The sequence below is a fragment of the Paenibacillus assamensis DSM 18201 genome (genome assembly GCF_000422445.1).
Lineage (GTDB): Bacteria > Bacillota > Bacilli > Paenibacillales > Paenibacillaceae > Paenibacillus_B > Paenibacillus_B assamensis.
On record NZ_AULU01000019.1, the window covers coordinates 54,385 to 67,929 of the forward strand.

Below are 13,545 nucleotides of genomic sequence, written 5' to 3' on the forward strand. Positions count from 1 at the left end.
GAAGGAATTTTAAGGGAAGACGCGAATATGTACTTTTACGACGTTTTTGCCCATCATGACGATAAGATGGTCGGGCAAGCGAGGGATAGTCATTTGGCTACCATTGCTCGTTCGTGAAACACAATGGGAGGGGTACCAGTTGGATAAGAAGAAAGTATTGATCGTAGATGACCAGAACGGTATACGTGTTCTTCTCATGGAAGTGTTCAGCAGCGAAGGGTATATAACTTATCAGGCATCCAATGGCAAGTTGGCCTTAGAAATTGTGCGCAACGAGACACCTGACATTGTGCTGCTTGATATGAAGATCCCCGGCATGGATGGCCTTGAAATATTGAAGCAAATTAAAGAAATGAAGCCAGACTTAAATGTGATTATGATGACTGCTTATGGTGAGCTCGACATGATAAAGGAAGCGACCGATCTGGGAGCACTGATGCATTTTACGAAGCCGTTTGATATTGATGAAATGCGTGTTGCTGTCAACATGACACTAGAGCGTTCTTCAGGTTCGTCGGTATCTATATCTTCGTAAGCGCTATAAATGGCATACTTAGATAAAGTTTTGGTGAGATAATTAGGCTTAATATCCATGTATATATAACAACGGACATTTTAACCATATAATCCTTGACAATGTCGTTTGGGAACTTCGTTTGTTGTCAAGAGTTTGTATATTTTTTGATGTGCAATTGTGGTATAATAACGACTGTAAAGATGTCGGCTAGCCATAACAGAAACAGACGACAATCCATAGGAGGAAGTAACCATGCCATTAGTATCGATGAACGAATTCCTGCCTAAAGCTAAAGCAAACAAATTTGCTGTAGGTCAGTTTAACATCAACAACCTTGAGTTTGTACAAGCTATCACAGAAGCTGGTATGCTTGAGAACTCCCCACTTATCTTCGGTGTTTCCGAAGGTGCGTTGAAGTACATGGGTATCGAGTACACTGTAGCAATGGCTGAAGCAGCTGCTAAGAAATCCGGCTTGCCAATCGCATTGCACCTTGACCATGGTAGCACATTTGAAGTAGCTATGAAGTGTATCCGTGCAGGATTCTCTTCCGTTATGTTCGATGGTTCCCATCATGCATACGAAGACAACATCCGTTTGACTAAAGAAGTTGTTAAAGCTGCACACGCTATGGGCGTATCCGTTGAAGGTGAATTGGGTACAATCGGCGGTACAGAGGACGACTTGACAGTTGATGAAGCACATGCACAATTGGCTGATCCAGAAGAAGCAATTCGCTTCTATGAAGAGACAGGCGTTGATGCTTTGGCAATCGCTGTAGGTACTGCTCATGGTATGTACAAAGGCGAGCCTAAGCTTCACTTTGATATTATGGAAGCTGTTACGAGCAAGATTCCAGTTCCAATCGTTCTTCACGGTGGTTCTGGTGTTCCTGACGACGCAATCAAGAAAGCTGTTGCATGCGGCGTAGGTAAGATCAACGTGAACACGGAGAACCAAGTATCCTTCACGAAGACGATTCGCGAATCTCTTGCGAAGCAAGAAACAGTTTACGATCCTCGTAAATACTTGACTCCAGCGCGTGAATCTATCGTTGAAGTTGTTCGTGAAAAAATCCGTTTGTTCGGAAGCAGCAACCAAGCATAACAAGCGATGATCGCATTCGCACGTTAACGGATATGGGAATGACACTGGGACTGTCCGGTGTTCTTCCCATTTTCTACTTATTCAACATTTTTCATTAGTCTAGTTATTGTAGTACAATTGTATAGATATAGCGAATTCATAGGGAAGAATGTAGGACGGGACAATTACAATCAGTTACATGTGCGTAATGGGTTCCGTTGTGTTGTATCGTAGAAGTGTGTTGCTGTGATCGCGATATGAGTTATTATTTCGAGCAATCCGGGTAAGCAGGTATGCAAGGCGTAGGAGGAGCATTTTACAACTATGGAAAAGATAATGATTCAGGGCGGTCGTCCGTTGCATGGTACTGTACAGATAAGTGGGGCTAAGAATAGTGCAGTTGCGCTTGTTCCTGCTGCTATTTTGGCAGAGACAACCGTAGTGTTGGAGAACCTGCCAGTGATTAGCGATGTAGAAACGTACAGTGAAATCCTCGTTGAATTGGGTGGGGATGTAAGCTGGGACGGGAATACGATGCACATTGATCCTTCTCGTATGATTTCTATACCTATGCACAATGGTCTTGTAAAGAAGCTGAGAGCTTCTTATTACTTGATGGGTGCTTTATTGGGGCGATTCGGAGAAGCGACAATTGGCATGCCTGGTGGCTGCAGTTTTGAACCGCGTCCTATTGATCAACATATTAAAGGGTTTGAGGCACTAGGGGCTACGGTCACCAATGACCATGGTTCCATCCATATTTATGCAAAAGAACTTCGTGGAGCTAAAGTTTACTTGGATGTAGCGAGTGTAGGCGCTACGATTAACATTATGCTGGCGGCAACAAGAGCTAAAGGTATTACTACGATTGAAAATGCGGCTAAAGAGCCTGAAATTATAGATGTAGCCACCTTGCTGAACGCGATGGGTGCGAAAATTAAAGGTGCCGGTACCGGTACGATTCGTATCGAAGGTGTAGACAGCTTGCATGGCTGTCGTCATTCGATTATTCCAGATCGTATCCAAGCGGGTACTTATATGATTGCTGCAGCGGCAACACGAGGTAATCTTCTCGTTGATAATATAATTCCTAAGCATATGGAGGCTTTAACTGCAAAGTTGGAAGAAATGGGTGTAGAGATTCTTGAATCAGGCGAATCACTTCGTGTTATTGGCAAGGCTGAGTATGAGCCTATTGATGTCAAAGCACTAATATACCCAGGCTTTGCTACTGATTTACAGTCGCCTATGGCAAGTCTACTTACACAGGCATCAGGTGTAAGTATGCTGACGGATTATGTGTATAGTAATCGCTTTAAATATGTTCCTGAGCTAATGCGTATGGGGGCCAAGATTCGTGTGGAAGGACGTTCTGCTATTATTGAACGCTCTAAGTTACATGCTGCTACAGTCAAGGCCGCTGATTTGCGAGCTGGGGCTGCTTTGGTTATCGGGGGATTACTTGTAGAAGATGGTGTTACCGAAGTGTTAGGTGTCGAGTTTATTGACCGCGGGTATGATAACCTTGTTTCTAACTTGACGATGCTGGGCGCAGAAATATGGAGGGAATAAGAATAAATGTTCACATTGCGGGTAATCATATATAAATAGTCTACGCTATCCATTCTATCGCCTGTCATTCTGATTCGAATGACTCCATTCTACTAGGCGTTAGGTACCCGTTATTCCCTTCACCAATTCATACTGCCACAGGTTTTATACTTTGGATGAATGTATTCGGCACTTTACAACGAGTGGCTAGCGGAATTCATTCTCATTTTCACTTAGACATCAATGTTATTTCTTGAATAGAATAGGAGTTGTATTCATGGATTTGCAAATTTCCGATTTGGAAACGAAGAAATTGACGGAGCTGTATAAGCTGGCAAAGCAATTACAGATTCCTAGTTACGGTCAACTTAAGAAGAAAGAACTTATTTTTGCAATTTTACGCGCACAAGCAGAACAAGGCGGCTTTATGTTCATGGAAGGTGTCTTGGATATTCTCCCTGAAGGATTTGGGTTCTTGCGTCCTATTAACTACTTACCAAGCCCAGAGGATATTTATATTTCCCAGTCGCAGATTCGTCGTTTTGACCTTCGTACTGGTGACCTTGTATCTGGGAAATGTCGCCCACCGAAAGAAAATGAAAGATACTTTGGATTACTGCAGATTAATGCGGTTAATGGCGAGAATCCGGATGAAGCCTCACAACGTCTGCACTTCCCTGCCTTGACTCCTCTATATCCGGAGAAGAAGCTTGTATTGCAAACAACCCCTGAGAAGATTTCAACCCGTACTATGGATATGCTTGCTCCTGTTGGTCTAGGTCAGCGTGGTCTTATTGTAGCGCCTCCTAAGGCAGGTAAAACATTACTATTGAAGGAGATTGCGAATAGTATATCGACGAATCATCCTGATATCGAATTGTTCGTATTGCTCATCGATGAGCGCCCGGAAGAAGTAACGGATATGCAGCGTTCTGTTAAAGGTGAAGTTGTTGCATCGACGTTTGATGAAGTTCCTGAGAATCACATTAAAGTAGCTGAGCTAGTGCTAGAGCGTGCTTTGCGTCTTGTTGAACATAAGAAAGATGTTGTTATTTTGCTTGATAGCATTACTAGATTAGCGCGTGCCTACAACCTAGTAGTTCCTCCATCCGGTAGAACACTAAGTGGTGGTATCGACCCAGCGGCTTTCCATCGTCCTAAACGTTTCTTTGGTTCGGCTAGAAATATTGAAGAGGGCGGAAGCTTGACGATTTTGGCAACTGCTTTGGTTGAAACAGGTTCCCGTATGGACGATATCATTTATGAAGAATTTAAAGGCACGGGTAACATGGAACTTCACTTGGATCGTAAATTGGCTGAGCGTCGTATTTTCCCAGCTATCGATATTCGTCGTTCCGGAACGCGTCGTGAAGAGATGTTATTGACGAAGGATGAATTGGACAAACTATGGTCGGTTCGTAAAAACATGAATGAATCCCCAGAGTTTGTTGATCAATTTATCCGTCGTATGCGTGATACGAAAACGAACGAAGAGTTTTTAGCGACATTAGATTCTAAGGAAACGAATCCAACGCCAACACCGACTCGCCGTACACGCAGTTCCTCTGTCAGCTGACGGATGTACCGAAATATAGGGAGGACTTGCTGACAATGTATGTAGTATATGCTGACCAAGATGGGAATATGTACGATCATGATCATTTGATTGGACTAGCCCGTAGTGGGGAAATGATTGTTGAAATATTTGAAGATGAGCTAATCCCTTTGCCGGAAGGGGCTACGCTTGTAGGTTTACCAAGCACCCGTCCAGTTGGGCTTGACCCAGATACAGGTGAAATGGTTGTTATACCCGGAGATGTACAGGCAGTAGGGGCTCTACTACCACAAGGCTATACTCGCTTGCACATACCAAGTTATGTGAAGACAGACAAGGAACAGAAGTTGCCGTTGTTTGGATACACAGCTGTAGTATGGAAAGATGGCGGATTTTATGTAGCAGCTAATGCTACGGATGACCCTCATAAGTGGGATCCGTTGAATTGTGATACAAGACAACTTCGCGTGAAGGTATCTGAGCTTTTGGAGCGCTATCCAGAAAATCGCCTTTATCAACATTTGTCCCATTGTGCACTGCAATATGAGTGCTTGACTGCTTCCAACACCTTCTTACAGCGTTGGGAAGGAGCGGTACCGGTATCTTATTCATGTAATGCTGGCTGTTATGGATGTATTTCCGAGCAACCGGATGATAGTGGTTTCCCTGCACCGCAGACGCGCATGAATTTCAGACCAATGGTAGATGAAGTTGTACAGATTATGATGGAGCATCTGAAGACGCCTGAATCAATCATTAGCTTTGGTCAGGGTTGTGAGGGTGAACCTTCTACTCAGGCTAAAATTATTATTGAAGCGATTAAGGAAGTTCGGAGCCAAACGGATATGGGCTATATCAACATTAATACCAATGCTGGCTTGACTGATCATATTCGCGGTATTGTTGATGCAGGTCTTGATTTGATGCGAGTCAGTACAATTAGTGCTTTGGATGATCATTACAATGCTTACTACCGTCCACGTGCTTATAACTTGGCTAATGTTGAGAAGTCGCTTCGTTACGCATCAGAACAGGGTGTTTATACGTCCATTAATTATCTTGTATTCCCTGGGGTTACAGATCGTGAAGAAGAAGTGGAAGCGATGGTTGAGTTTGCTCGCCGCACGAAGCTTCGCCTCATCCAAATGCGCAACTTGAATATTGATCCTGAAAGCTACTTGGAACTCATTCCTAAGGCGCAAGGAGATATTCTTGGCATGAAGACGATGATTGAAATTTTTAAGGAAGAGCTTCCAGATGTCGTCATTGGTTCCTACTCGCACGTTCCGCCTGAATTATTGCAGCGAGCGAAGGCAAAGTATTGATGGGATTGAACTCCCTTCATTTTTTGCATGTGAGTTTCCGATAACATAACTTAAGTAAGAGTGAGAAACGAAAGTTTCTTATTATAAAATGCAAGTTGCGCACCCTATACCGGTGTGCTATAATCCATCTATGTGTCATTTATAACTCTGGGAACGCAAAGGGCTCAGGGCGGAAAGAGGTGAATTCGATGAAAGAAGCAATTCAACCGAAATACTACGTAACGACTGTATCTTGCGCTTGCGGCAACACATTCGAAACAGGTTCCGTTAAGGAAAACCTTAAAGTAGAGGTTTGCTCCAACTGCCATCCATTCTTCACTGGTAAGCAGAAGTTCTTGGATGCTGGTGGTCGCGTAGACCGTTTCAAAAAGAAATACGGCATGTAATTTATATGAACAAACTCCCTCGTGTTTACACGCAGGGAGTTTATTTTTTTGTCCATTTTTAATAAGCACAAAATGTCAAAACAATCTCTTTCTTATCTTGTATGATCATGCTGTGGAATTAACGAAAGAAGGTGCATTTCTTGTATGTGGGTGGAGCATAAAGAGTGGGTCCAAGAAGCGATTCGCTATATGGAGTTTCATCTCAAAGAAGATGTGGAGTTCGAAGATGTTGTCCAGCATACCGCTGTCTCGAGATTTCACTTTCATCGCATTTTCAAGGAGCATGTAGGTATTAGTGCAACGGCCTATCTTAGAGAGCGCAGATTGACATTGGCGGCAATGGAATTGCTCTCGACCAACAAGCGTATTTTGGACATTTCCCTAGAGTACCGTTTTGCCGGCCAAGATTCGTTCTCTCGGGCATTCAAGCGCCAGTACCAGATGACTCCGCAGCAGTATCGTAGTGGATTTAGAGTGTTTCAACGAACACAAAAGGAGGTTGGTTCTTATATGTCTACAAATGAGTATGAGACAGAAATGGGACAAAACTATAAAGATTATGTGGAACAACAGGAAATGCAAAAGACGCAGAGTGAGCTTCCTGTAGGATGGATGTTTACGGGAATGTTTCCTAATCAATATCAAGCGGAGTTGGATCGACTAGTTGTGCACCGCGGTACGGTGTCAGCAACGGTTAAAGGGTTGGCTAATGCTAACTCGCAAGGCTTTGGGACTTTAATGCAAATGTTCAAGGCTAAAAAATATCAGGGCAAGCGCTTGCGACTAACTGGATTTTTAAAGACAAAAGAAGCGCAAACGGCTGGTTTGTGGATGCGTGTGGACGGTAAAAATGAGGAGCCGTTGGCTTTTGACAATATGATGAATCGACCAGTTATGGGAACGAAGGACTGGGCGCAGCATGATGTTGTGCTTGATATTGGCCCTCTAGCCGAAGCAATTGCGTTCGGCGTTATATTGAGTGGGGAGGGGCAAGTGTGGGTTGATGGTATCCGAATAGAGGAAGTGGATAATTCGGTTCCCGTTACTGATTCATTTCTAAATGAGGATCACACTTTGCCTGAAGAACCTCTTAATTTGGATTTTGAAATGACTCGTAGTGAAGAGGCGTAACGTGGGAAAAAATCATTGAGGTGTCACTTGGGTTTTGTAGTTTACATGCGTGGGCTCATAAAAGAGGTTGGAGTTAAGTGCCCAAGGAAATACTAGAACTTGTATGGATCATGTTGAGTCTATTAATGATAGGGCTAATAGGGCTATTTAATAGTTACTAAGCAGGTTGGGTTGGCTGTTAATGTTTAACTTGAGTTGCAACTTGTCTGTAAATAGTCTATACTAGGTGTTGCCGTGCTAGACGGGGAGGTAGCGGTGCCCTGTAACTCGCAATCCGCTGTAGCGAGGTTGAATTCCTGTTAGAGGTATTGTCGATGTGAGGCTGGAGCCTATGTGTGGTGTTGACGGTTGGGTCCTTCGCAATATGCGCTTATGAACCTGGTCAGGTCCGGAAGGAAGCAGCCATAAGTAAGTTAGCATATGTGCCGAGGGGAAGCCTGGCCTGAGCTGTCGCATAGGAGTGCCGCTTGGATCGCAATTATCAATACCAGGTGCACGGTTCTATATTATAATTTAGACTAGCGCGTTGACACCGATATTGCTCGGTGTTTTTTTATATGTAAATATATGATGGGCATTAGTTGTGAATGAAAAATACATAGAATAATGATGTTATGAATGCTGTTGAGAGGGTGCTTCGACAGTGTGGATATGCATCATTGAACATACACTTCAATGAATATATATATGGGGTGAGCGAGTGCATAAAGGACCTACAACACCACTGGAAGAAGCTGTCTCAAAGCTGGCAGAAGGACGAAGATCTCCTGGTGAACGAGATGCTGTACCATTGTTACAGCGTTTTGCTGATACGTTTTTACGTGATGTGAATTTAGGTGTGCTGCTCATAGATCTTCAATTCAGGCTAGTTGACGTAAGTGATACGGCTTGCAAATTGTTAGGATGGAGCCGGGAGCAGGTGGTGAATCACCGTATCAACGAGTTGTTTGGTGCAATGCCGAAGGAGCACCATCCTATCCAGCGGTCGCTTCTAGGCGGATTAGTTGTTACTAATTATGCCTTCTCATGGCAAAATGGCACATATCGTCATGAATTGTTAATGGATTCTAATGTTGTTCGGTGTGAAGAGGGGCGTATTTTAGGGGCATACGTGCTATTTAAAGATGTTACGAATCTTAAATCATTGGAAGAGCAAGTTCAGCGAAATGATCGATTAGCTATGGTTGGGCAAATTGCTGCTGGCACAGCTCATGAGATCCGTAATCCTCTAACTTCTATTAAAGGTTTCCTTCAAATGTTCAAAAGGACGCTAACAGAACGTGGTATGAACAAAGAGGTTGAATTTGCTGATATCATGCTTACTGAATTAAATCGCATTAATGAGCTAGTGGGTGAGTTCTTGCTTTTGAGCAAGCCAAAAGATTTGAACATTGAGCAGCTTCGTGTCGAACAGGTAATGGAAGAGATTGTTCCTATTATTCGAAATGAGGCGGTTATGCATAACGTAGACGTTCGTGTAGTACATACAGTTCCGCTGCCGCCTGTAGTAGCTGATCGGGAGATGTTGAAGCAAGTATTTCTTAACATAGCTAAGAATGGAATTGAGGCTATGGTTGACGGAGGGCATTTGTCGATTTATTTAAAAATAGACGAATCATGCAAGTGCGTTCTGGTGGATATACACGATTCGGGGCCTGGAATTCCAGGGTTCCTCGTAGATAAAATATTCGATCCCTTCTTTACGACTAAACCTAATGGAACTGGACTGGGATTGTCCGTGTGTCAGAGAATTATTTCTGATATGGGAGGCGGTATCCGTGTTGCATCCAAAGGATACGGTACTACCTTTACAATAGCCATACCTTACTAATACCCAATAACAGGTGTTAGAGGGTGTGGCTGTTTTTTTTGTAATTGTGATATAGTATAATATAACAAGCTTCGTATGAAGTGATGTTAGTATAAACGTTTCGAGGTTACAGTATGGGTCATATCGCATTGTATCGCGCATGGCGGCCACAGTCATTTGGTGACATGGTTGGCCAGCAGCACATAATTCAAACGCTACAGAATTCGTTGCGGGAGCAGCGCTTTTCGCATGCTTATCTGTTCAGCGGCCCCCGTGGAACGGGGAAGACGAGTGCAGCCAAAATATTAGCCAAGGCGGTTAACTGTGAACGTGGTCCGAGCACTGAGCCTTGTAATGAATGTGAAGCGTGCCGACGGATAACGGCTGGAGCGGTGATGGATGTCGTGGAGATTGATGCTGCGTCTAATCGTGGTGTTGAAGAAATTCGAGATCTTCGCGAAAAAGTTAAATACGCTCCCACCGAAGTTCGTCATAAAGTGTACATTATCGATGAAGTGCACATGCTGACAACCGAGGCGTTCAATGCGCTGTTGAAGACATTGGAGGAGCCTCCTACGCATGTGATGTTTATTTTGGCAACTACGGAGCCGCATCGGCTTCCTGCCACAATTATATCGAGATGTCAGCGCTTTGATTTCCGGCGAGTATCCCTTGAGGAACAAGTGGATCGGCTGGCACAAGTCTGTTCAGAAGAAAAGATCGAAGCAGATCGAGACGGCTTAGAATATATTGCGAAATTGTCCGATGGCGGCATGCGTGATGCAATAAGCCTACTAGATCAAGCGGCTTCCTTTACAGATGGGCGTGTCACTTATCAACAAGTGCTTGATATTACAGGGGGCATGCCTGAGGAGCAGTTCGCCAAGTTAGCTCTAGCAGTTCGTGAACAAGATGTAGCGACTGTGCTGACTGTAATTGAACAGATGATGCAAGAAGGTAAAAGTGCGGACAAATGTATGGAAAGTTTGTTATACTTCTTCCGTGACCTGTTGATGGTCAAGCTAGTGCCTAATGGGGGAGTGATGACAGAGCGTTTGACACAAGTCAATACGTTCCGTGATATCGCTGAATCTTATGGCGCTTCGGACTTATTCGCAGTCATTGATACGTTGAATCGTTATCAAACAGAAATGAAGTATGCAACACAGCCTCAGACTTTGTTTGAAGTTGCACTCTTGCATATAGCGACTCAACGTTCGGGAACAGTATCGGCTTCTTCATCGGTAGCGCCAGCTGGCGATATTTCTGCTGAGGCTTCTGGCGTCGTCCAGCAACTTCAGCGCCAAGTGGCTGCACTTGAAAGTAAGTTGAATGATGCTTTGAAGCAAGGTGTTCATGCGGATGGAACGTCCGCTGCAGGTTCTGCGCGTGAGCGTACAACCGCTGCTGTTCGTCAAAATGTTCGGACTTCTGTACATGCTAAAAAGCCGCCGCAGTTCGAACAATATGTAGCAAATTGTAACAGTCCGCAATTCCAACAAGTTCGTGGGCAGTGGGGTCAAGTGCTCCAGCGAGTTAAAGAAGTGGGTGTAACGATCCACGCATGGCTTGTTAATGGTGAGCCGGTATCTATGCTTGAAGATGGCCTGTTGGTTGCATTCAAGAACACTATTCATCGGGACACGACTGAGAAACCTTCCAATCGTGAAGTTATCGAGCGTGTTCTGCAGGAAGTATTGGGCAAACCTTATCGTTTGGATACAATGATGCTCAAGGACTGGGAAGTAACGGATAAATCTTCTGATGCCCCAACTGAAGTGTTTCAGTTAGAACAAGAAGGGGCGGAGGATACAAAGGGAAAGTGGATTGACGAGGCTATCCAGATGTTTGGAGAAGAACTCGTTATCATAAAGGAATAACATCCTAATTGGAGAACAAAGGAGAATATACGGCGATGAACAATATGAATCAAATGATGAAGCAAGTTAAGAAGATGCAAGAGCAAATGTTGAAGGCACAAGAGGGATTAGCTGACAAAGTCTCTAATGGTACTTCCGGTGGCGGCGCTGTATCCGTTGAAGTAAATGGTCACAAAAAAGTTCTTTCTATTAATATCAAGCCAGAAGTAGTAGATGCAGATGATATCGAGATGCTTCAAGACCTAATCATCACAGCTGTAAATGATGCTTTGACTAAAGCAGAAGATATGGCTAATGATGATATGGCTAAATTCACAGGTGGTATGAAAATTCCAGGATTGTTCTAATCCCGAATTCGTGGATATAGTTTGATTAAATGAATGATCGACTATAGTGGTGTCAAGCTCCATCTTGGATGCAGGGCACCACTATTTTGTATCATGGACTCATGGACAAGTAAAAGAGGAGCGGGATTATGTATTATCCAGAACCGATAGCGAAGCTAATTGAGGCATTCTCGCGCCTCCCTGGAGTAGGGCCGAAGACAGCTGCTCGTCTTGCGTTCCATGTGCTTCGCATGCAGGAAGATGACGTAATTGATTTCGCCAAAGCGTTGGTCAACGTCAAACGAAATCTAACCTACTGTTCGGTCTGCTGCAATATTACGGATACGGATCCTTGCCGAATTTGTCAGGACAAATCAAGGGATGCTTCTGTTATATGTGTTGTGCAGGAAACGAAAGATTTAGTGGCAATGGAGAGAATGAAGGAATTCCAAGGGCATTATCATGTGCTGCAAGGTGCGATTTCTCCTATGGAGGGGATTGGACCGGAAGATATCAAATTAGCGGAGTTATTAAAACGCCTTAGTGATGAGCGAGTGAAGGAGCTTATTTTGGCGACAAATCCGAATATTGAAGGTGAAGCAACAGCGATGTATATATCGCGTCTTGTTCGTCCTTTCGGTATTAAAGTGACCCGCATTGCTCATGGATTACCTGTAGGTGGAGATTTGGAGTACGCAGATGAGGTCACGTTGTCAAAAGCTTTAGAAGGGCGCCGTGAACTGTGATTATCTTTAGTGGCCATGTTGGCTATATATTATGAACAAATATAAACCGGTACGTAGATTCTGTTATGGATCCATGTATCGGTTTTCGTTCTATATAGAAGTTTTCACCCATAAGTTAAAAGCAGACGAGCTTATGGAGGTGTTTAGTATGTTCAAGATGATTTGGTGGGGTAACATAAATAATCAGGTGAGGAAAGTATTTAAAAGACATGCTGACTCAAAAATGAAAGCAAATCATTCTAAAGAGGCTGAGCTTGAAAGTGAGCTTGAACATCAGCGATTAATCGAAGAGCTCGATGATGCCTTTATGGAGTGGAGACAAGCTCAAGTGCGATTTGATCATGCCCTTGGAATGGATGAAACAGATTATGCAATCATTACGATGGAAGCGTCAGAAAAGCGATTAGCTATGCTGTTGAAAAGGGCGAAGCAAAATAATCTTCGTACGAATGCCTATCGTCAATTGATAAAGAGGTGTTCGTAATGAAGCTAATTGTAATCGTCGTAATGGCAGTTTCCTTATTGCTGTTGTTAGGGCTGTTCTTACGAAACAAAGAGGTGCGCAAGGGGATATCCTGGTTTATGCTTCATGCTGTCAGTGCATTTGTTATGTTGTTCTTAGTAAATTCAACAGGTTTGGGCGTGGGTGTAGAGTTGGCAGTGAATCCAATAACTCTTATAACAGTAGGGCTGTTAGGGGTGCCTGGATTAGCGGGAATTGTATTCCTTAAAATGGTAGTATTAATATAGTTGACGAGGGGGCTTGTGTATGATAAATTAATAAACGTCGCTTCGGACGAAACAAAAAAACAAAGACAAACGATGTCGAAAGACAACGAAAAAGTTTTTGAAAAAAGTTGTTGACACTGAAACGACAACATGATATATTATAAGAGTCGCCGCTGAGAAACACGGCGAACGAGAGCAAAAGAAAACGAGTCGATAAGACGAGTGATCTGGAGCGAAATTGTTCTTTGAAAACTGAACAACGAGTGAAACGTTTGATATAAGAAATTCAGCAATGAATTTCGTCAGCATTACAAATGAGCAAGTCAAACACTTTTATGGAGAGTTTGATCCTGGCTCAGGACGAACGCTGGCGGCGTGCCTAATACATGCAAGTCGAGCGGGGTTGATGGAGTGCTTGCACTCCTGATGCCTAGCGGCGGACGGGTGAGTAACACGTAGGCAACCTGCCTGTAAGACTGGGATAACTACCGGAAACGGTAGCT

13 protein-coding genes, 1 rRNA gene and 1 other RNA gene are annotated in these 13,545 nt (G+C 43.7%); all 15 read left to right on the top strand.

The window, feature by feature from the left end; all coding sequences use genetic code 11:
• Positions 1–139: 139 nt before the first annotated feature.
• Positions 140–535 carry a response regulator gene (locus tag H580_RS0111790; RefSeq protein WP_028594968.1) on the top strand — a complete coding sequence of 132 codons (396 nt, stop codon included), beginning with the start codon at positions 140–142 and terminating at the stop codon, positions 533–535.
• 234 nt (positions 536–769) lie between these two features.
• Positions 770–1,624, top strand: a complete 855-nt coding sequence (gene fba, locus H580_RS0111795) for a class II fructose-1,6-bisphosphate aldolase (RefSeq protein ID WP_028594969.1) — start codon at positions 770–772, stop codon at positions 1,622–1,624.
• A 303-nt stretch (positions 1,625–1,927) separates the two neighbouring features.
• On the top strand, positions 1,928–3,175 hold the full coding sequence (locus H580_RS0111800; protein WP_028594970.1) for a UDP-N-acetylglucosamine 1-carboxyvinyltransferase: 1,248 nt from the start codon (positions 1,928–1,930) through the stop codon (positions 3,173–3,175).
• Positions 3,176–3,431: 256 nt separating this feature from the next.
• The gene (gene rho, locus H580_RS0111805) at positions 3,432–4,730 is read left to right on the top strand and encodes a transcription termination factor Rho (RefSeq protein ID WP_028594971.1); all 1,299 of its coding nucleotides are present in this window, start codon (positions 3,432–3,434) and stop codon (positions 4,728–4,730) included.
• Between the two features lie 35 nt (positions 4,731–4,765).
• Positions 4,766–6,034, top strand: coding sequence for a radical SAM family protein (locus tag H580_RS0111810; protein ID WP_028594972.1), 1,269 nt, complete (start codon positions 4,766–4,768; stop codon positions 6,032–6,034).
• Positions 6,035–6,222: 188 nt separating this feature from the next.
• Positions 6,223–6,420, top strand: a complete 198-nt coding sequence (rpmE, locus tag H580_RS0111815) for a 50S ribosomal protein L31 (RefSeq protein WP_028594973.1) — start codon at positions 6,223–6,225, stop codon at positions 6,418–6,420.
• A 144-nt stretch (positions 6,421–6,564) separates the two neighbouring features.
• Positions 6,565–7,551 carry a helix-turn-helix transcriptional regulator gene (locus tag H580_RS0111820; RefSeq protein WP_028594974.1) on the top strand — a complete coding sequence of 329 codons (987 nt, stop codon included), beginning with the start codon at positions 6,565–6,567 and terminating at the stop codon, positions 7,549–7,551.
• Positions 7,552–7,783: 232 nt separating this feature from the next.
• Positions 7,784–8,050: signal recognition particle sRNA large type (gene ffs / locus H580_RS25880), an RNA gene on the top strand.
• Between the two features lie 201 nt (positions 8,051–8,251).
• The gene (locus H580_RS0111825; protein WP_084509196.1) at positions 8,252–9,382 is read left to right on the top strand and encodes an ATP-binding protein; all 1,131 of its coding nucleotides are present in this window, start codon (positions 8,252–8,254) and stop codon (positions 9,380–9,382) included.
• Between the two features lie 113 nt (positions 9,383–9,495).
• Positions 9,496–11,241: a DNA polymerase III subunit gamma/tau gene (dnaX, locus tag H580_RS0111830; protein WP_028594976.1), complete on the top strand. Its 1,746-nt coding sequence runs from the start codon at positions 9,496–9,498 to the stop codon at positions 11,239–11,241.
• Between the two features lie 35 nt (positions 11,242–11,276).
• Positions 11,277–11,588 carry a YbaB/EbfC family nucleoid-associated protein gene (locus tag H580_RS0111835; RefSeq protein WP_028594977.1) on the top strand — a complete coding sequence of 104 codons (312 nt, stop codon included), beginning with the start codon at positions 11,277–11,279 and terminating at the stop codon, positions 11,586–11,588.
• Between the two features lie 128 nt (positions 11,589–11,716).
• Positions 11,717–12,313, top strand: a complete 597-nt coding sequence (recR, locus tag H580_RS0111840; RefSeq protein WP_028594978.1) for a recombination mediator RecR — start codon at positions 11,717–11,719, stop codon at positions 12,311–12,313.
• Between the two features lie 148 nt (positions 12,314–12,461).
• Positions 12,462–12,797, top strand: coding sequence for a DUF2508 family protein (locus H580_RS24100; RefSeq protein WP_051217428.1), 336 nt, complete (start codon positions 12,462–12,464; stop codon positions 12,795–12,797).
• Positions 12,797–13,063, top strand: coding sequence for a pro-sigmaK processing inhibitor BofA family protein (locus H580_RS0111850; protein WP_028594979.1), 267 nt, complete (start codon positions 12,797–12,799; stop codon positions 13,061–13,063). The genes H580_RS24100 and H580_RS0111850 overlap by 1 nt, the downstream gene beginning before the upstream one ends.
• Positions 13,064–13,374: 311 nt before the next feature.
• Positions 13,375–13,545: ribosomal RNA gene (locus H580_RS0111855) — 16S ribosomal RNA — on the top strand; the annotation flags it as partial.

Coding starts and splice junctions, on each gene's coding strand:
- H580_RS0111810 (WP_028594972.1), top strand. CDS start 4,766: ATGTATGTAGTATATGCTGACCAAGATGGGAATATGTACGATCATGAT.
- fba (WP_028594969.1), top strand. CDS start 770: ATGCCATTAGTATCGATGAACGAATTCCTGCCTAAAGCTAAAGCAAAC.
- recR (WP_028594978.1), top strand. CDS start 11,717: ATGTATTATCCAGAACCGATAGCGAAGCTAATTGAGGCATTCTCGCGC.
- dnaX (WP_028594976.1), top strand. CDS start 9,496: ATGGGTCATATCGCATTGTATCGCGCATGGCGGCCACAGTCATTTGGT.
- H580_RS0111850 (WP_028594979.1), top strand. CDS start 12,797: ATGAAGCTAATTGTAATCGTCGTAATGGCAGTTTCCTTATTGCTGTTG.
- H580_RS0111835 (WP_028594977.1), top strand. CDS start 11,277: ATGAACAATATGAATCAAATGATGAAGCAAGTTAAGAAGATGCAAGAG.
- H580_RS24100 (WP_051217428.1), top strand. CDS start 12,462: ATGTTCAAGATGATTTGGTGGGGTAACATAAATAATCAGGTGAGGAAA.
- H580_RS0111820 (WP_028594974.1), top strand. CDS start 6,565: ATGTGGGTGGAGCATAAAGAGTGGGTCCAAGAAGCGATTCGCTATATG.
- rho (WP_028594971.1), top strand. CDS start 3,432: ATGGATTTGCAAATTTCCGATTTGGAAACGAAGAAATTGACGGAGCTG.
- rpmE (WP_028594973.1), top strand. CDS start 6,223: ATGAAAGAAGCAATTCAACCGAAATACTACGTAACGACTGTATCTTGC.
- H580_RS0111800 (WP_028594970.1), top strand. CDS start 1,928: ATGGAAAAGATAATGATTCAGGGCGGTCGTCCGTTGCATGGTACTGTA.